The following is a 19,603-nucleotide window of genomic DNA, read 5'->3' as shown; positions in this document are numbered from 1 at the left end:
AAAAGTACACGGCCTATTGGGTTTTACTTTAAAGTCATTATTATGTTTGGGTTATAGTACAATTATTAGCCACACTCTATAATCAGAATAAAAAATCTTGTTCACTTACGTTTTTCATCCAATTATAAAATTTTCTCTTCTACAATTACTTGATGGCTATTAGAGCCTTAATCCAGTCCAACTTCCACTATCTTCTTCACTATTATTCATATAAAGTCCAGAAGCAAAATTATCGTAAAAATTTCCACTAAATTCTCCAATTATTTCTGATGTCTGAATAGTTGCATTTAAAACTCCATTTTCAGAAATAGTTCCTATTATTTGGTACGAATTTGAGGATTGAATAGAAGTAAATGTACCAATGACCGTTTTGTTCATATCAATTCGCATTGACCAATTACCATTATCTACATCACTTGCATATTGTCCGCTCCAAACTCCTTCATGCACAAATACTTCTTCATCTTCATCACGCGAACATGAATTTAAAAGACCAAAACACACAAGTAAATACATGAAAAATTTAGCTTTCATAGTGATTTTATATTATTAATATTTTTTTTTCAGCATTTAATTGGTTTAACCATTAACTACTATACATCCCCACTAGTGATTAATTTTTACGGTGTTGATAATAGCATTTTTTACTATTATTTCATTCAGTCTCTGCGTATCGGTTTTTTCATTTTTCCACTTCGTTCAGTCACATTACACCAACATAAACATAAGTACACAAATACACGTAAATCTATTTTACCGGTAATTTACTCAAATCTAAAATACAGTCAATACCCGTAAGAAAAAATTCAAAAAAATATAATGTAATACATCAAACCCCTCCAGTCAGCATCATTCATCTCATCCCTGTTTTTTACTGTATGTAAGCCCTAAGTCAATTCTTTCAATATCTGTTTTAACAATAATTCACCACCTCCCTAATCTGTTAAAAATCAAAACCGTAAGAACCATATACCCAGTTTAACCGTACATTTTTAAACCCCGAAATCTATTTCTTATGAACAAAGTGAAAATGTACCTGTTATTTTTCTGCATTGGTATCAGCGTTATGAGCTGTACTAGTGACAACTTAAATTTAATTCCTAATGACGATTCCGAAGAACAGGAATCCGAAACTCCGCAAGAAGAGAATTCCGATGAGGAAACGACCGAGGAAACTTCTGAAGACGAAACCCAAAATTCGGTTGATGTAGCCACAGAATTGGTGGCCAATGACCTAGAACCACACCCCATGCAAGATGTGGCCAAACCCGGGTATCTTGAAACTATCGTAGACCCTTCTTTTGGAACAGTTATCCGAAGAATTTCCAATGGTGGCGACAGTACCGTTACAAAACCTATGTACAGCACGGTACAAGCTTGGAACGCAGATGAAACCCGAATGATACTGTATGACCAGACCAATGGAGTGCATCAATTACTGGACGGTAAAACCTATGCTTTTATCAGGAATTTGGACGATGTTCGCCCTGACGATATAGAGCAATTATTCTGGGATTTTAATGAAGCCGATATTCTCTATTACTTGGATAAGTCTACAGATGATTTTATTAAATATACCGTCTCTTCCGGTAATAAAGAGGTTTTGGCCAACTTAAAACAACTAACGGGTTGCAATGGAAGTATTAGCATGGGCAACGATGTGCAAATGATGTCTTGGGACTCTGATGTTATTGGCTTTAGATGTGATAACAACAAAACATATTCCTACAAAATATCCACTCAGCAATTGACAACTTTTGACATTGATGACGTTAATTATGCCGCCGTTATGCCTGCCCCAAGTGGTAATTTATTTTACCACAATGTATCATCCTATGATGCCAACGGTAACTTTGTGGCCAGACTCAACAAACAAAAACCGGAACATTCCAGTTTAGGCAAAATGGCCAATGGAACGGACGTAGATTATTCCGTAAGTTTTGGCGAAGGCCCACGTGGCGGATGCCTAGGGAATATCATAGCTTTTGATTTGAATACGGGTGATTGCTTACCGGTAATATCCGAAGATTTGGGATATGACTATCCAAAGAGCGGTACGCATATTTCTGCGGTGGCACATAAAAACCCGGGATGGATAGCGGCCTCTATGATCGGTTTTGAAGAAGACGGACAAAAATTATTGGACCAAGAATTGGTTATCGCAAGGGTTGAACCGGGCAATATAGAGGTATACCGTATTGGGCACCACCGTGCAGATGAAGATGAATTTGATTATTGGGGAGAGCCCCATGCCGTAATTAGCCCTACCGGAACCCGAGTACTTTTTGGGTCCGATTGGAGCGGTAGTGAAGATGGCAAATCCGTAGAATCCTATGTGGTTGAATTACCTTCTTATCAACCCTAAAATCCCCTGTAGCTAATACAGAATAAAATATAAACAACTAAAAATGGGCCCTTACTTAAAGGGTCCGTTTTGGTTTGTGCAAACACCATTTACACAGAATATCCGGTAAACCGAACAGAATACGGTTCCTTTCATACAAAACCACATCGTTATTCTTCATTACTCCCTATTTTAGTTACTGTCACACAGCCATATTGTTTTAGACTACTGTTAAACCAATTGTTAATGGCTTAGCACCTACATCCCCCTTCTTACGATTACAGAAGAACCCACTAAAAGACCGCTATGAAAGCAAAAATTAGTCTACCAATGGTTACCGTATTGTTTTTTTTGACCATCTACTTTATAGATGAAGATGCCAGGTATAATGAAAGAACGGACCGTAATAGAGCGGCTTTAAGTTTTACGACATGTACCCCTGCAAAATTTATGCTGGATGGTGTGGACACCACAAAGCAGATTTCACCATTGTTCAATAACTTGGGGAATCTTCATTTTTCGATATCAACACAAAATAAGCGGGCACAACAGTTCTTTGACCAAGGCATAAAATTGTCTTATGCCTTTAACCATGCTGAAGCCCACCGTTCATTCTTGGAAGCTGCCAGACTGGATTCTAAATCGGCTATGGCTTATTGGGGCCAAGCCTACGCCCTAGGCCCAAATATTAACGACCCCTTACCGGACAAACAACGAAAAAATAAAATTAACGAAGCGCTGGTCATGGCTCATAAGCTGGCACCAACCGCAACCGCAAAAGAACAGGCTTTGATAAAAGCGCTTACCGCCAGATACAGTACGGACCTAGATGCGGACCCAGACCTTCTAGACCTTGCCTATTTTAAAACGATGGAAGAAGTTGTAAAACGGTATCCGAACGACGCCAATATCCTTATCCTATTTGCACAGTCCGCAATGAACACGTCACGATGGAACTATTGGGACAAGAGCGGCAACCCAGGCCCAAATATAGAAGCGGCAAAAGTAGCCTTGGAAAAAGCTATGGAACTTGAGCCTGAAAACCCCGGTGGACACCATTATTACATTCATATGGTAGAGTTACCTCATCCTGATATGGGCGTAAAAAGTGCCGACAAATTGGCTTCCCTTATGCCCGGCGCAGGCCATATTGTGCATATGCCCAGCCATATTTATATTCGGGTAGGAAGATATCTAGATGCCGTAAAAACTAATCAAACCGCTATTGTTGCAGATGAGGATTATATTTCCCAATGCTTTTCGCAGGGGCTTTACCCACTAGCCTATTATCCGCATAACATTCACTTTTTATGGTCGTCCGCAAGTCTTTTAGGTGCTAGCGAAATTGCTGTGGATGCCGCTAAAAAAACAGCTGAAAAGGTTCCTACGGGCGAACTAAAGGAACTACCGTTTCTGCAAGATTTTGCGGCTACGCCCCTATTGGCCTATACCCGATTTGGTAAATGGAACCAAATTTTAACCATCCCGGCCCCTGATCCGGAAATTAAGCACCTTAACCTTATTAGACATTACGCCCGCGGTATCGCTTTTATTAGAAAGGGCAACATTAAAAAGGCCCAAGAAGAATTAGAGAATCTCAAATCCATAAAAAAAGACCCTGAATTGGAAAACCTTGTGGCCACAGCAAATAATGCCTCCATCCATTCGGCCAATATAGCTTATGAAGTGGTATCCGGTGAATTGGAAGCCCTAAAGGGGAATTACGTCCAAGCTATAGCACATTTGGAAAAAGCGGTAATCTTAGAAGATAGACTCACCTATACGGAACCCGCTGCCTGGCATATCCCTACCCGACAAAATTTAGGTGCAGTGTTATTGAAAGCGAAACAATATGAGAAAGCCGAAAAAATATACAAGGCAGATTTAGATATCCTAAGACAGAACGGATGGTCCTTAATGGGGCTCTATCATGCATTACAATTCCAAAACAAATCAGAAGAAGCCAACAGTATTAAAGCTGAATTTGATAAAGCTTGGGAGCATGCCGATATAGAAATTGAAACTTCCGTCTTATAATCCCAAAAATATAATGAACCTACTCAAGAAACTAAAACACCCGCTTTCTACTATTCTGTTTTTTACTGTTTCTACGGGTATATTGTTGTATGTTCTAGTTTCTTTGAATACTAAATTACCGATTTACAATGCAACGGATTTTAATGCGAAATTAGTTGACGTTTCCATGCATGGGAGTTTGGAAAAACACACGATAGCCAATTTTAACTTGGTTAACCAGAACAATGAAAAAATTACCCAGGAGAACTACCACAATAAAATTTATATTGCCGATTTCTTCTTTACTCGTTGTCCAACGATTTGCCCCATTATGGCCAACAATATGAGGAAATTACAGGACGAATTTCTGAACGAAGAAGATATCATGCTCCTTTCCATATCCGTTACGCCTGAGATGGACAGCGTGCCTGTTTTAAAAGAATATAGTAAAAGACACGGAGCCATAGCTGCTAAATGGAATATTACCACAGGAGAAAAAAAACATATTTACAACCTAGCGAGAAAAAATTATTTTGCCGTTGTTGACCAAGGTGATGGCGGTTTTCAAGATTTTATACATACTCCTAATTTTACACTCATCGATAAAAAAAAGAGAATAAGAGGTGTTTACGATGGCACGGACAACAAACAATTGGCTCGCCTCATTGCCGATATTAAGACTTTACAAAATGAGAGTCCGTAGTAGTTTAACTATTTGTAATCCTTAAAACTATAGAATTATATCAACTCCACCCCATTATCACGGTACGTACGCAGCAACTCTGCTTCGGGTTCAAGTTCCGTAACCAAGGCATCTAAAGTGTTGATATCGCATATTTTATAGCGGTTTACCGTATTCAGTTTTTTACTTATGGTTAGGGCCACTAATCTTTTTGAGGCGTTGATCATGGCTTTTTTCATCTGAGCAATTTCCCAATCTGCTTCGGTGATTCCTTTATTGGAGTCAAGGTAGCCCGTACCCAAGAAACAAAGGTCTACGGTAATGTCCGCCAAACTATTAATGGAAAGACCACCGGTTACCAACTGAGACTCTTTTGATAACTTGCCCCCAATTAAATTTACCTCATGGTGATGAGACATATTGTTCAACAGTTCTATCGCCATTGGCAAACTAGGAGTAAAGAACGTAAGATCCATTTTTCGCGGAATAAGTTTGGCCAATTCAAGATTGGTAGAACCCCCGCTTATTAAAATTACATCGCCATCTTTTAGAAGCGATACTCCCTTTTGAGCAATCTTCACTTTACTATCTTGCTCAAATATTTCCCTAGAACGGTCTGTATATATGGTAAAGCCGTTGGATATGGCTCCGCCATGAACTTTCCGGAGTTTACCGGAATCGTCCAATTCCTTTACATCTCTTCTCACGGTATCCATAGATACATTTAAAATTCCCGCAAGATCGGTCAGAAGTACTCGGTTATGCAATTGCACTTCTTCTAGTATCACCTGATGTCTATCGCTTTTTCTCAAATTTCTTTGCTTTAATTCCCACAATAATATCAAATTAAGAATAAAATCACATCAAATGCAACAAAACATTGCAAACAATACTTAAAATTTAAGATTATCGGATAAAACTTCTTTTTTTGCTGTTTTTATGCAATAATTAATTGCAATTATTGAAATATTCTGCTAGGTTTGTTCAAACAACAAGCTAAAGACTCTATTATGAAAAAAACGTATCATGTGCTCTTTGCGCTACTGCTAGCTTTCTTCTCGCTCAGTTCATTTGCGCAATCAACAACAATTTCGGGAACAGTCCTTGCCGAAGATGGCTTTCCGCTTCCCGGTGCCAGCATTCTAGTAAAGGGAACAACCACGGGAAGTTCTTCCGATTTTGACGGAAACTTCAGCCTTCAGGTAACTGATGCCGCCAACCAAGTATTGGCCATTAGCTATATTGGCTACAAAACACAAGAGGTTGTCCTGACAGGCAATGACCAAGTAGTTAACGTAACCCTTACCGAAGACTCCAATGCATTGGACGAGGTTATTCTAGTAGGTTCTTCCATTACCCAATCCAGAAAAAAATTAGGTAATGCCATTACCACGGTAAAGTCTGTTGAGCTGGTAAAAGCGGCACCCGCAAATATTACTTCTTCCTTGCAAGGAAAAGTTCCAGGTGCCCAGATTACACAAAATTCCGGTGATCCTGCCGGAGGGTTTTCCATTCGTTTAAGAGGACCAAGCACCATAAAAGGGTCTTCTGAGCCCCTGTATGTTGTAGATGGGGTTATTACCAGTAACCTTACTACTAATGTTACCAACTTAAATGTTGATAGTGGAGATGCTTCCCCAGGTCAAAATAGAATGGTAGACATTAACCCAAATGATATAGAAAACGTGAATATCTTAAACGGCGCGGCAGCCGCTGCAATTTACGGATCTAGGGCATCTAATGGTGTAGTTGTGATAACCACCAAAAAAGGTGGCGTTTACGAAGATGGACCCGAATTTTCCTTTAAGTCTACTTTTAACGTGAATACGGTACGAAAAAAACTGGACCTGAATCTAAGAGGTGAAGAATTCGAAACCGTACCCAATAGCGCCCTTTCTGGTAGATTATGGCCTATTTTTGGTTTTGACCCCAATGATGGCAATGCTTTAACCACTTACAGGAACTTATCTACAAATAAGTTTGAAACTACTCGTTACGATTATCAAGACGAAATTTTCCAGACCGGATTTGGAAGTGACAACTATTTCTCTGCTAAAGGCGGTAACGAGAAAATGGGATATATGGCCTCTGTGGGGTACCTTAGCAATCAAGGTATAATAAAGAACACTCAATTTGACCGTTTTTCCGCTAGGATAAACTTCAACCATAAAATAGCGGATTGGATTTCGTATGATCTTGGTCTTTATTACGCAAACAGTAAATCTGATGAAAAGCCGGATGGCAATGTATTTTGGAGCCCTATCAACTCCATGAACATTACCAATAACACTTTTGATATTACCCAAAGGGATGCGAATGGCAATCTAATGGCCGTAGAGAACACTCGTGTAAATCCGCTTACCATCATTGAGTCTTTTGATATTACCCAAGAAGTGAACCACTTTATTCCCAACCTACATTTAAAAATCAATCCTATTGAAAACCTTACGATAGACCAGATTATAGGTGTAGATACGTACAACCAAAAAGGGCATATAGACATTCCTATTTATCCGTACGCCAACGTTAACCCTGCTTATTTTGACGATGGTTATTTAGGCGATGCCGAAGCCAAGGTATTTAACTGGAACTACGATATTAACGCTAATTACAATATTGACATTACGGAAAAACTAAACTCCGTTACCACGGCCGGTTACAGCTTCCAATCCAGTGAATTATCTTTTGAAGGTACACAAGGAAGAGGTTTGGATGTAAACAATGAACCTACCATTCCTTTGTACACTCAACCTATTGACACCAATCTTGATATCTACGGATTCTTCCTTCAGGAAACCTTGTCATGGGACAATAAACTATTCTTGACCTTAGCGGGAAGAATAGATGGCGCCACTAACTTTGATGTGGACGAAAGGTCTAATTTTTACCCAAAAATTTCTGGGTCCTATGTATTGTCCAATGAACCCTTTTGGAATACCGACGGTTTTCTTAATTCCGCAAGACTAAGAGCTTCGTACGGTGAGGCCGGTAACTTAACAGCAATTAGCCCTTATGAAAGATTCGGAAGCTATAGCTCCAATGATTTCTTGGGGTCCTCTACCCTGCAACAAAACAACAGATTGGGCAACGAAGGTTTAAAACCAGAGCGCACCAAGGAGTTTGAAATAGGTACGGACCTAAGTTTTTTCAACAATAGAGCCTCTTTATTGTTCACTTACTACCGTCAGAATATAGAAGACTTAATCGTTGGCCGGGTATTGGCCCCTTCAGTAGGCGGTTCTTCAAGAACAGAGAATGTTGGAACCATGCGTAACAACGGTATTGAGTTCTACGCACGGGTTACCCCGGTAAAAACAGATGACCTTACATGGGACCTAAATTTCAATTTCAGTAGTAACAAAAACAAGGTTTTACAGACTATTGGTGGCGATATTACCATTGCCAGTGTAACCGGTGCTCCCCCTGTTGTAAAAGAAGGCGAAGCTTTAGGTGTTTTCTACGGCACCTATTATGCCAAAGATGACGACGGACAATTGTTATTGACCGGTGCCTCTACAGATGGAAGCCCTGAAGGTGTTCCACAACCGGAAAGAGGTGATCTAGCCACGGGAACACCCATGCGTGATGCCAATGGCCAACCTACGGGAGATGTACTAAGAAAGGTTATTGGAGACCCTAACCCAGACTATATTCTTGGTGTTGGTACGGACCTGGCTTACAAAAACTTCTCTTTTAGTATGCTTTGGGAAGCCGTACAAGGTTTTGATGTATTTGATGCCGATAAAAGAACAAGACAAGGTGTTGGTTTGGGACGTTTGGCGGAACAGGAACTTAGTGGCGAGTTGCCAAGAGGTTACATTGCCGGTGTATACCCTATTGAAGAATTTAGAATGGAAGACGGTTCTTTTGTAAAACTCCGCGAAGTTTCCTTAGGTTACGAATTTCCTGAACTTTTCAATTCAACACTAGAGAACGTAAAGCTCTCTTTGATCGGGCGTAACTTGGTATCTTTTGACAATTTCTTCAGTTATGATCCTGAGACCAATGCTGGTGGTCAATCTAACTTACTGCGTTCTGTAAACTTCGGTAATGTTCCTATTCCCATGACCATCTCATTATCCCTAAGTGCTAACTTCTAAAAAAACTGATATGAAAAATATACTAAACCTTATGGCTATCGCCTTGATGATTGTTGTATCATCTTGTGATACCGAATATTTAGACCCCAACTCCACGCTTGAACCGGATGTAGTAAACAACGTGGATAATTTGGTAAAGTTGATAAACGGAATTCAACAAAGATGGAGTACGGATCGTGCGGGCATTATTTACAATTACACCCATATTTCAGGTCTTAATACAGATGAGTTAAGACTCTTGAACCCCGGAAACCTTGGTGAAAACGAAATTTTGCTTGGTAGTGATGACGTAAACGGAGGAAACGAGGTTTTAATCAACATGTGGACGAATGCAATGTTAACCCGAAAAGAGGCGACTACAGTGATAGATGCTGCCGATGATGTTAGTGAGAGTGCCTCTGCTTCGGGTTCTTTAAAGGCTTACGGGCTTTTCTATAGAGCTATGGCCCATGGAACCCTAATCCAATTTTTTGAAAGCATTCCCCTAGAAGTTATAGAGAACGCCCCTTTTGAAGACCGCACTACGGTTCTACAAAGTGCCATTGCAGATTTAAACGAGGCAAAAGGCTATATAGATGCTGGATTAGATGCTACTGTAACTTCGGATGTATTTAGTTCTGTAGACCTTAAAAATTCAGTAAACGCTATGCTGGCAAGGTTTAACCTAATGGCGGGTAATTATGACGCCGCAATAACAGCGGCCAATGCGGTAGACCTATCGGTTAAATCTACTTGGGTATACGATGCTTCCATTCCCAATCCGTTGGCATTCTGGTTCGGGTCACAAAACGTTACACAAGCCAAGGACCTAACATTTGGATTACCATCGGAACTTTTACCGGATGAAAATGATGCGCGTATTCCTTTCTACATCACTGCAGAGGATTTAGAAGCCGAAACCCCAAATTACCAAGTTGTTGGTTTCTGGAGTGATAACCTTGATGAAATACCTGTGTATTTACCAGGTGAAATTCTATTGATCAAAGCAGAAGCCTATGCTCGGAACAATGAACTTGCCAATGCGGTAACCGAATTAAACGCAGTTCTGACCAAAACAGAAACAACGGATATTTATGGTCTAGGTGCGAACCTTCCTGCATACGCGGGGCCTGTTGCTCAAGATGACATTTTAGATGAAATCTACAAAAACAGAAGGGTGGAACTTTACCTGACAGGTTTATCTCTTGAAGACAACAGAAGATTCCAAAGACCTGGCCCAGCTGACGCCAATGCAGAAAGAAACCGTAATTATTATCCTTACCCTAATGCAGAAAGGGACAATAATACAAACACTCCTGCCAACCCAGCACTATAAACCATCAACAGCTTCTTAAATAACTGGGGCAGCGTAAAATACTGCCCCATTTTTTTAAGCTTTTAAAACCCAAACTAACACAGAAGTAACCGCTACGCTTCTACTTCCTTAATCCTAAAGTCCACACTTTTTGAGCCCAACGCTAATCCTAATAATTATTGCCATTTACTTCTATGCATTAATGGCTATATCTTATTTCACTTCAAAGAACGCAAGTGATGAGACTTATTTTACCGGTGATAGGAAATCGCCTTGGTATTTGGTAGCATTTGGTATGGTAGGTGCCGGACTATCTGGGGTCACGTTTGTTTCCCTACCCGGAATGGTGGGCAACAACAACTTTCACTTTTACCAATTTATACTGGGTAATGTAGTAGGTTATCTCTTTATTACTTTTGTATTGACCCCGCTCTACTACCGTCTAAAACTTGTTTCCATTTACTCATACCTTAAAGACAGGTTTGGAAAAAAAACTTACAAAACTGGATCCCTATTTTTTCTAGTATCCCAATCTTTTGGTGCCGCCCTACGATTATTACTTGCAGCCAAGATTCTTCAATTTGCCGTTTTTGACCATTTTGGAATTCCGTTCTTTTTAACGGTTATCCTCATACTAGTATTAGTATGGCTCTACACAAATAAATCCGGGATAAAGACCATTGTATGGACGGACACCATGCAAACCGTTTTTCTAATTCTTGGTGCTGTAATCACCATTTACACCATAACTACTTCTCTAAACCTTAGTATACCTGAAGCTATTGGAAATGTTAGCAACCACCGTTATTTCAGAATTTTTGAATGGGACGCTAGCTCTGGAAACAACTTTTACAAACAATTTATAGCCGGTATTTTGGTGGCCATTGCTATGATTGGTCTAGACCAAAATATGATGCAAAAGACCTTAACGTGCAAGAACGTTTGGGACGCTCAAAAAAACACGCTTACCTACAGTCTAATTTTAGCCATAACCCAATTTCTGTTTATGGGGTTGGGCATCTTAATGTACATCTATGCACAAGATGCGGGCGTAATCCTAGAAATGGGAGATAATGGACAACTAATTGATACGGATACCCTCTTCCCTAATTTAGCCTTGAATCATCTAGGGATTCTAGCAGGCATCTTTTTTATATTGGGTATTATAGCCGCCTCTTTTTCTAGTGTAGACTCTGCCTTAACAGCACTTACTACCTCTTTTACTTACGATTTCCTTGATATAGAACATAAATCTAGCGCTGCAAAAAAGCAACTAAAAAACTTGGTGTTAATCGGTTTTTCATGTGTCATTTTTGTTATAATCATGGTATTTGCAAGTAGTGAAGGGGATGTAATTTCTCTAATTTTTAAAGTTGCAGGCTATACGTACGGACCACTTTTAGGCCTGTACCTGTTTGGCATGTTCTCGAAAATTTCAGTAAAGGATAAATGGGTGCCCGTAGTTTGCATTTTTGCCCCTATTGCAACCTACTTTTTGGGAGTCTATTTTAAAACTGAATTTCAATTTGATTTTGGATTTATAAACATAGCTGTAAACGCCGCTATAACTATTGTAGGACTACTATTAATTCACAAAAACATAAAAGAAAATGAGTAAACCCATAACTGAACAACCCTCAAAATATGACAATCTTGAAAAGATGGAGGTTTTGGAGCTGCTCAGTGCTATAAATGCTGAAGACAAAACCGTTCCCTTGGCTATTGAAAAGGCTCTTCCGCAAATTCGAGATTTTGTGACCGTCGTGGTTGAAAAAATGAAACTTGGGGGAAGGCTTTTTTATATTGGCGCCGGAACAAGCGGAAGATTGGGTGTATTGGATGCTTCCGAGTGCCCTCCTACTTTTGGAGTATCGGACAACCATATTATCGGTCTTATTGCAGGAGGCGACGTAGCCCTAAGAAAGGCCGTAGAAAATGCCGAGGACAACACCCAACAAGCTTGGAAAGACCTTGAAGGTTTTCATTTAACGAATAACGATGTTCTTCTAGGTATAGCTGCATCCGGCTCTACCCCCTATGTAATTGGGGGTATAAAAGATGCCAAGGAAAACGGAGTACTAACAGGTGGTATTTCTTGTAATGAAAATTCATCATTGTCCCATGAAGCGGATTTCCCCATTGAATTAATCGTAGGTCCCGAGTTCGTAACGGGCAGCACACGAATGAAAGCCGGTACAGCCCAGAAATTAGTATTAAATATGATTTCTACCTCGGTAATGATTCAGTTGGGAAAAATCAAGGGAAACAAAATGGTAGACATGCAACTCTCCAATAAAAAGCTGGTTGAGCGCGGTACGAAAATGATTGTGGAGGAACTTAATATTGATACCGATTTAGCCCGACTATTATTAAAAAAACATAAAAGCGTTAGAAAAATAATTGACCTGTATAAAGACCGTCTAAATACAAATAGTTTGGACTAAAGCCTTTTTGCCCCAAAAGTAGTTTAGTTGTTAAGCGGAAATGCCAGATGCCTCGATTGGTATTTTCAACTACGTAGACTGGCCGGTAAACATTTGTTTATCGGCCTTTCTTTTATTCAATCATAAAGAATTTCTTTTCTGCGAACACTATATACCATCTCTAAAAACCCATCAACCAAATTTTCAATAGTTTTGCGCTCCAAAGAAAATGATTATGACGGTTCAGGACCTTGTTGGGGAGTACAGCATTATGGGTAGCAACCAAGATGAAGAATCTAATGGCTACAAAGGAAAACTGGTTTTATCCTTGGATGAGAACTCAAGAATAATTGCACATTGGACCATTGGAACTGACCAACACCAATCCGGTACGGGATTTTTTAAGAACAATATTCTAGTTATCAACTTTAGATATTCCGGCGAAGACCAAAGTATTTATAAAGGTGTTGCCGTATACCAATGTATCAGTAAAGATATTTTAGATGGGTTTTGGTCAGAAAAACATGGAAATCCTCTTTATTTAGGAGAAGAGCGTTGTTTTAGAATTAAAACAAACAATGCACCGTTAAATTAAGATTACATAGAGAACATAATATGACAAGCTATAAATCCTACCACCGCCAAAATAATTCCAACTAAAAAAACGTGAAAAGAAGTTCTTAATAATTTAAACTTTCTATCTATTGTTTTTCCCAAATGGTAAGTATCCTTTGCAATGGTTTTATACAGCTCATCGCCTTTATACATTAAACTGGTAAGTTCTTCTGTATATTCCTCTTCATTCATGGTATTAAAATTACCATAGAATAATAAATTATTGGTGCTTTTACTACCGTGCGTAAGCTCTGGTCTTGTAGCAAAAACAGCATAGCCAATAGAAAGTAAATTAGTTCCCAACATTATCGTTGCCGGAAAAATTAAATGAGGGTCCTTATCTAATTGACTAAGTACGGTACCAATAACTATAGATAAAATAAGGGCGTTAATAGATATAAGTATGTTGGACTTTCTATCAATCATCGTATTTAATGTATACTGATTTTTAGACACCAAACGAAACAAGGTTTCCGCACCTCGCTCTGAACGAGGTTCTATCTTTGAAAGTTTCTTCTTTAACTCTTTCAGCTTCTCTTTATCAATACCCAACTCTTTTCTTAATTGTTTATCAATTTCTTTGGCTTCCTGTTTGTCGTTCATCTTACAAGGGTTATAAAGCTATAAGTTGATTTTCCATAAAGTTGGGCATTTTTATATTAAAATGCTCATAAACCAATTTTGGAATTCCCAAATCGGCCATATACACCTCTACATCGCTTGCCAATTTTTCCAATATAGTTTTTGGAGCCGCCAAGGTCATTACTTGATTTGCTTTAAACCCAACTAACTTTCCATCTTTAGAAATACCAATAGGAATATCCAATGATATTCTAAAGGCCGGTGATGTGTTGGCCAATTCAATGCTTTTTGCAAATGCATCTGATAGCGGTAGTCTCTGAGAGAACCCTAGATAGGCATCTACCCAAATATCCGTAGTTTCGGGAATACCTTCTTTAGCCCCAAATAACAACGCTCTTTCTAATTGTGCTTTCGGCAAATCTTTGGTAATAGGAACAACCAAATCTAAATTCACATTAAATCCCCAAGCAGAAAGTCTACGGGCAGCTACTAGTCCGCCGCCGCCGTTATTTCCATTACCGATGCCAATTGTGATGACAGAGGTTTTAGTTGCCTTTTTGGCAATTAATCTTGCTAATTGAAGCCCTGCGTTTTCCATCATCAATTCAATGGACAGATTATATTTTTCCACCGCCCAATAATCCATCTCTTTAAAGGCTTCTAAGGAAAGACTGGTTACCTGCATATTTATTTTTTGTACGAATTAATAGCTTCCTTGAAAAACTCTACCGCTTGTTCTTCGTTAATTTTTGTGGCTGGCAGAACGGCTCCTTTAAAACTATCATTTTTCCATTCTCCCCGAGAAAGTGAATTAAATTTAGTTGTATCTAAAGCCCCATGACCTTTATACCCGCTGATATAAAAATAATGCTCTTTGACCATATCGTCTGGAATAGCTAAACCAAAACCTACAGAAATATCTGAATTTAGACTGGCATAAGCCCCAGTATCAAAATGATGCGGCCATATACGAACATCGGATTCCAAACCCGTTTCTTGAAGTGTGTTTATCAAGCCCAACTGTGCTATTGTCCTCAAGACTCCTAGTTTTATTAAAGATATGGCGTTCAACGTATAAGTAAAAGTATCATCTACTGAATACGGTAAATCATAATGGAAATCATAAATGTACTTTTTACCCAAAAAAGTATCCGCAGTGTGAGTTAACCACTCCAATACTTGCCTGTGCGTTTTCCCTTCCAACGAAAAAGAAACATCCTCATCCGGAGAAATCCACTCTAATGAAAAGTTATTATAACTTAAAGCGAGGATATCTCCTTTTGGTGATAATGGGTGGGTTTCCAATTGTTGCTTTGCAATGGACCAACCTAGATTGGTATGACTATCATCGGCTTTCTTTTCTACAAAACTAATTCCCGCTGCTGCCAAGTATTGGGCCGCTAAATGCATCGTTTTTATCATTTGGTCTATTTATTTAAATTTTTGGTTGGCTCAAGCTTTTACGGTAACATGGGATAGGTTTAAATATTGGTCGCAGTAGTTGGGCTTTACTTTCAACCTACCAAAGGAACCTTTTGTACATAAGGCTTTAACTTAATAAGGAAAACATATTACTTCTTAACCCCCCGTAATCTTTTAAACTGTTTATAGGCTTTGTCTACTGCTGTCTTTGGCGCTCTGTCAAATTCCTTATCCGTTATTTTATAAACCTCTTGTATACTATCTAGCTTATAGTGCATTTGTTCTATAACAGAAGAATATGTACGGTCATCAATGAGATTGGTCAACTCCCTAGGGTCTTTGTATAAATCATAGAATTCCCAGCTATCTATATCATCGTAAAAATGGATGAGCTTATACCGTTTAGTTCTAACTCCATAATGCTTTTTGACCATGTGAAAAGCCGGGTAATCATAATAATGATAGTAGAGCACATCCCGAAATTCATCAGAATTCATACTCCCATCCAACAAACCTTTGAACGATTGTCCTTGCATGGCATCACTTTGGTTTTTCACTTCGGCAAAGTCTAGGAACGTTTGTGCAAAATCCAAGTTCTGTACCATAGCATCTATTTTGGTCTTTGGGGGAATCGTTCCTGGCAACTGCATCAACAAGGGTGTGCCAAATGAGGTTTCGTACATAAATCGTTTATCGAACCACCCGTTCTCTCCCAAATAGAATCCTTGATCGGAAGTGTAGACCACCAACGTATTTTTATCTAGTCCGCTTTCTTCCAAGTAATCTAAAATTTCCCCAACGCCTTCGTCTACCGCGGCTATAGTAGCCATGTAATCACGTAAGTAGCGTTGGCCTTTCCATTCGGCAAGGGCCTTTCCTTTTAAGTTTGCCTTATGAAATGTATTGTTTTTAGGTAAATAGGCTTTATCCCAAGTTATCCGTTGTTGGGTTGACATTCGCTCAAAATCCGTAGTCCATGGGTTGTGTGCCAATTTAGTGCTGCCGTACCCTTGGGTCATTTTTAAATCATGCCCTTCGTACATGTCTTCATAAATGGTCTGCAATTGCGCTTCCGCTGCGCTTTGCTTTTCAAAGGATGGAAAATAAGTGTCGGGAAGAGGAAACTGCACGGAGTCATATTTATTCATGTGACGTAAGGCGGGCATCCAATTACGGTGAGGGGCCTTATGATGTACCATCATAAAAAAGGGAAGACTGTCTTTTCTTTCATTTTTCAACCAGCTTAAAGCATCATTGGTAATAATATCCGTGGCATAGCCTTCTATACCGGTGGTGTCTCCATTTTCAACAAAATCAGGATTATAGTAATTGCCCTGATCAACAAGTATCTTGGAATAATCGAAACCTTGGGGTGCACCGTCCAAATGCCATTTTCCTATTAATGCCGTCTGATAACCTTCTCGCTTAAGTATTTTGGGCAAAGTAGTTTGGTTACCGTCAAAACGGTCTCCGTTCTGTCTAAAACCATTTATATGACTGTGTTTGCCCGTAAGAATGACCGCCCTACTTGGCCCACAAATGGAATTCGTTACATAGCTATGTGTAAAAAGCGCACCATTCCTCGCTAATCGGTCTATATTGGGTGTGGGAGCCAATTGTCCAATAGGATGACCATAGGCACTTATGGCCTGAATAGCATGATCATCGGCCATGATAAATAGGATGTTTGTCTTTTTAGCCTTCTCTTCCACCTGTGGAGAGCTTTCTTTACAACCCATAAGAATAAAAGCGAAAAGTACTCCCGGAAAACATAATCGTAAAAGCATAAAAACAGAATTGAGACTATTTTAATGTGAAAGAGGTTTTTAAATCTGCGGTAGCATCAGTTCCTACAAAAACTTGGAACTCCCCTGGCTCGGCAACAAATTCCAAGGCAGCGTTATAAAACTTCAGGTCTTCGGGTTGTAGGATCAGTTTAACCGTTTTTGTTTCACCCTTCATTAAGAATATTTTCTTGAACCCTTTTAATTCGCGCATGGGCGGGGTTACCGAGCGTACTACATTCCGAAGATATAATTGCACCACTTCTTCCCCATCAAATTTACCTGTATTGCTTACCTCTACCGAAACCGAAATAGACATGTCCTGTCCAATTTCATCTTTATTCAACTGAATATTTGAATAGCTGAAATCGGTATAACTCAGACCATGACCAAAAGGTAAGAGCGGCGTATTTTCCACATCCAGATAATTGGATTTAAATTTCTGAAAGTTATCTCCCTCTATGGGTCTGCCCGTGTTTTTCATACTGTGATATACTGGAATTTGCCCAACATTCCTGGGCCAAGTTGCCGTTAGTTTTCCTGATGGATTATAATCCCCAAAAACTACATCGGCTATAGCATTACCCGCTTCTATACCTGGGTGCCATACTTGAAGTATACTTGCAGGAAGCTCCATTTCATCGGCAATGGTCAAGGGTCTTCCGCTCATAAGGACAATTACCAGAGGCTTTCCAGTCTTTGCCAATTCCCTTAAAAGTCGCTTTTGGCTTTTGGGAAGTGAAATATCCGTTCTACTGGCCGCCTCTCCACTAAACTCACTGGCTTCCCCTACCACGGCTACAATGACATCGGCATCTTTGGCTAAATCTAACGCCTCCTTTAAAAGGGTCTCCGAAGAGCGCTCGTCTATTTCTACCCGTGTTCCAAAAACATTGGCCCGTTGGGCCAAATCGGGATTATCCGTAATATTGGCGCCTTTGGCATAGCTTATTTTGGCTTTGGGGGCCACATTCTTTAACCCTTCTAAAACGGGAACGGATAACTGTGGGTCTCCCGTTGGAGCCCAAGTGCCCAGCATATTGTTCTTGTTATTCGCCAAAGGTCCTATCAACGCTATTTGGGCATTCTTCTGTAACGGAAGTATTTTGCCCTGCTTCTTTAATAGTACAAAAGAGCGCTTTGCAGCCTCACGGGCCAGATTTCTGTTCTCGTCCGTAAGAATATCTTTTGCCGGTCTACTCTCATCGGAATAGCGGTAAGGGTCATCAAAAAGACCCAATTTGTATTTGGCGGTCAATATCCTACGACATGCCTCGGTTATTGCGGACTCGGTAACCTTACCCTCATCTACTGATTTTTTCAAAGTGGTAAGAAATCCTTCCCCAACCATATCCATATCAAGCCCTGCGTTTAAAGCTAAAGCAGATACCGCTTGTAAATCTCCCAATCCGTGAGCGGTCATTTCATTTACCGAGGTGTAATCCGAAACCACAAAACCTTTAAAGCCCCATTGTTCGCGCAATAAATCGGTAATTAACCATTTATTGCCCGAAGCCGGAACACCATCAATATCATTAAACGAAGTCATGGCACTACCCACTCCGGCATCTACGGCCGCTTTGTACACGGGCAGATATTGGTTGTACATTTTCAACTTACCCATATCTACCGTATTGTAATCGCGCCCGCCTTCTGCGGCACCATACAGGGCCAAGTGTTTTACCGTGGCCATCATTGTATTTGGCGCTGACAAATCAGCTCCTTGATACCCTTTTATCATCGCTTTGGCAATGGCACTCCCCAAATACGGGTCTTCACCCGCCCCTTCGGCAATGCGTCCCCAACGAGGGTCTCTGGCAATATCTACCATAGGAGAGAAATTCCAGTTGATTCCATCTGCCGTGGCCTCCTTAGCTGCAGTTTCGGCCATTTTTTGAATAAGTTCCAAATCCCAACTAGCTGCTGTTCCCAATGGAATGGGAAAGGTGGTCTTATACCCATGTATGATGTCCGAGCCAATAAGCAAGGGAATCTTTAACCGTGAATTTTCAATGGCTATTTTTTGTGCTTGTCTGACTTTCTCTGGACCGGAAACCCCAAATAGACCTCCTACTTGGCCTGCCTTGATTTTTGCCTCTACATTTTCGCTCACCACAGAACCTGTAGCAATACCACCTCCCGGAGTCAGTAGATTAAGCTGACCAATTTTTTCTTCCAATGTCATTTTGGATAGAAGCTGCTCTACCGCTTCTATCTTTTCTTGAGAACGCGTGAAAGTCGTAAAGCCAACTACAAGTGTCAAAAAACAGATTATCTTCTTTATATCCTTCATTTTCTGTTATTTATATTTTTTATATCGAATTAAATTTTGGCAAAATCA

General features: G+C 39.9%; 15 protein-coding genes. 8 read left to right on the top strand and 7 right to left on the bottom strand.

Annotation, left to right across the window (positions count from 1 at the left end):
- Positions 1-159: 159 nt before the first annotated feature.
- A complete protein-coding gene (locus Q4597_RS11500) occupies positions 160-534 on the bottom strand; it encodes a hypothetical protein (RefSeq protein WP_303406329.1) in 375 nt (124 codons plus the stop codon).
- 481 nt (positions 535-1,015) lie between these two features.
- Here Q4597_RS11500 and Q4597_RS11495 point away from each other — a divergent pair, with 481 nt between their 5' ends.
- The 3 genes from Q4597_RS11495 (at position 1,016) to Q4597_RS11485 (ending at position 5,063) form a co-directional block, all read left to right on the top strand.
- The gene (locus Q4597_RS11495; RefSeq protein ID WP_303406328.1) at positions 1,016-2,365 is read left to right on the top strand and encodes a hypothetical protein; all 1,350 of its coding nucleotides are present in this window, start codon (positions 1,016-1,018) and stop codon (positions 2,363-2,365) included.
- A gap of 285 nt (positions 2,366-2,650) precedes the next feature.
- Positions 2,651-4,381: a M48 family metallopeptidase gene (locus Q4597_RS11490; protein WP_303406327.1), complete on the top strand. Its 1,731-nt coding sequence runs from the start codon at positions 2,651-2,653 to the stop codon at positions 4,379-4,381.
- A gap of 13 nt (positions 4,382-4,394) precedes the next feature.
- Positions 4,395-5,063 carry an SCO family protein gene (locus Q4597_RS11485; protein WP_303406326.1) on the top strand — a complete coding sequence of 223 codons (669 nt, stop codon included), beginning with the start codon at positions 4,395-4,397 and terminating at the stop codon, positions 5,061-5,063.
- Between the two features lie 35 nt (positions 5,064-5,098).
- On the opposite strand, the gene Q4597_RS11480 is transcribed toward Q4597_RS11485, so the two are convergent.
- Entirely contained in the window at positions 5,099-5,854 is a 756-nt protein-coding gene (locus Q4597_RS11480) for a DeoR/GlpR family DNA-binding transcription regulator (RefSeq protein ID WP_215440073.1), read from the bottom strand.
- A 198-nt stretch (positions 5,855-6,052) separates the two neighbouring features.
- Between Q4597_RS11480 and Q4597_RS11475 the strand changes: the two genes are divergently transcribed.
- From Q4597_RS11475 to Q4597_RS11455, 5 genes are all read left to right on the top strand, one after another.
- A complete protein-coding gene (locus tag Q4597_RS11475; RefSeq protein ID WP_303406325.1) occupies positions 6,053-9,142 on the top strand; it encodes a SusC/RagA family TonB-linked outer membrane protein in 3,090 nt (1,029 codons plus the stop codon).
- 10 nt (positions 9,143-9,152) lie between these two features.
- Positions 9,153-10,457, top strand: a complete 1,305-nt coding sequence (locus Q4597_RS11470) for a RagB/SusD family nutrient uptake outer membrane protein (RefSeq protein WP_303406324.1) — start codon at positions 9,153-9,155, stop codon at positions 10,455-10,457.
- Between the two features lie 130 nt (positions 10,458-10,587).
- Entirely contained in the window at positions 10,588-12,054 is a 1,467-nt protein-coding gene (locus Q4597_RS11465; protein WP_303406323.1) for a sodium:solute symporter, read from the top strand.
- A complete protein-coding gene (murQ, locus tag Q4597_RS11460) occupies positions 12,047-12,880 on the top strand; it encodes an N-acetylmuramic acid 6-phosphate etherase (RefSeq protein WP_303406322.1) in 834 nt (277 codons plus the stop codon). The genes Q4597_RS11465 and murQ overlap by 8 nt, the downstream gene beginning before the upstream one ends.
- A gap of 214 nt (positions 12,881-13,094) precedes the next feature.
- Complete coding sequence (locus Q4597_RS11455; RefSeq protein WP_303406321.1) at positions 13,095-13,454, top strand: hypothetical protein; 360 nt, start codon at positions 13,095-13,097, stop codon at positions 13,452-13,454.
- A gap of 2 nt (positions 13,455-13,456) precedes the next feature.
- On the opposite strand, the gene Q4597_RS11450 is transcribed toward Q4597_RS11455, so the two are convergent.
- The 5 genes from Q4597_RS11450 to bglX form a co-directional block, all read right to left on the bottom strand.
- Positions 13,457-14,077, bottom strand: a complete 621-nt coding sequence (locus Q4597_RS11450) for a Pycsar system effector family protein (RefSeq protein WP_289062515.1) — start codon at positions 14,075-14,077, stop codon at positions 13,457-13,459.
- 10 nt (positions 14,078-14,087) lie between these two features.
- Positions 14,088-14,741, bottom strand: a complete 654-nt coding sequence (locus Q4597_RS11445; RefSeq protein WP_303406320.1) for an NAD(P)H-hydrate epimerase — start codon at positions 14,739-14,741, stop codon at positions 14,088-14,090.
- A gap of 2 nt (positions 14,742-14,743) precedes the next feature.
- Complete coding sequence (locus tag Q4597_RS11440; RefSeq protein ID WP_303406319.1) at positions 14,744-15,478, bottom strand: hypothetical protein; 735 nt, start codon at positions 15,476-15,478, stop codon at positions 14,744-14,746.
- A gap of 149 nt (positions 15,479-15,627) precedes the next feature.
- Positions 15,628-17,265: a sulfatase gene (locus Q4597_RS11435; RefSeq protein WP_303406318.1), complete on the bottom strand. Its 1,638-nt coding sequence runs from the start codon at positions 17,263-17,265 to the stop codon at positions 15,628-15,630.
- 16 nt (positions 17,266-17,281) lie between these two features.
- Complete coding sequence (gene bglX / locus Q4597_RS11430) at positions 17,282-19,555, bottom strand: beta-glucosidase BglX (RefSeq protein ID WP_303406317.1); 2,274 nt, start codon at positions 19,553-19,555, stop codon at positions 17,282-17,284.
- Positions 19,556-19,603: the final 48 nt, after the last annotated feature.

Origin of the sequence: Zobellia sp. 1_MG-2023 (genome assembly GCF_030549125.1) — a bacterium.
GTDB lineage: Bacteria > Bacteroidota > Bacteroidia > Flavobacteriales > Flavobacteriaceae > Zobellia > Zobellia russellii.
Note: the sequence above shows the minus strand (reverse complement) of the source record. Positions and strands in the feature narration are given on the sequence as shown.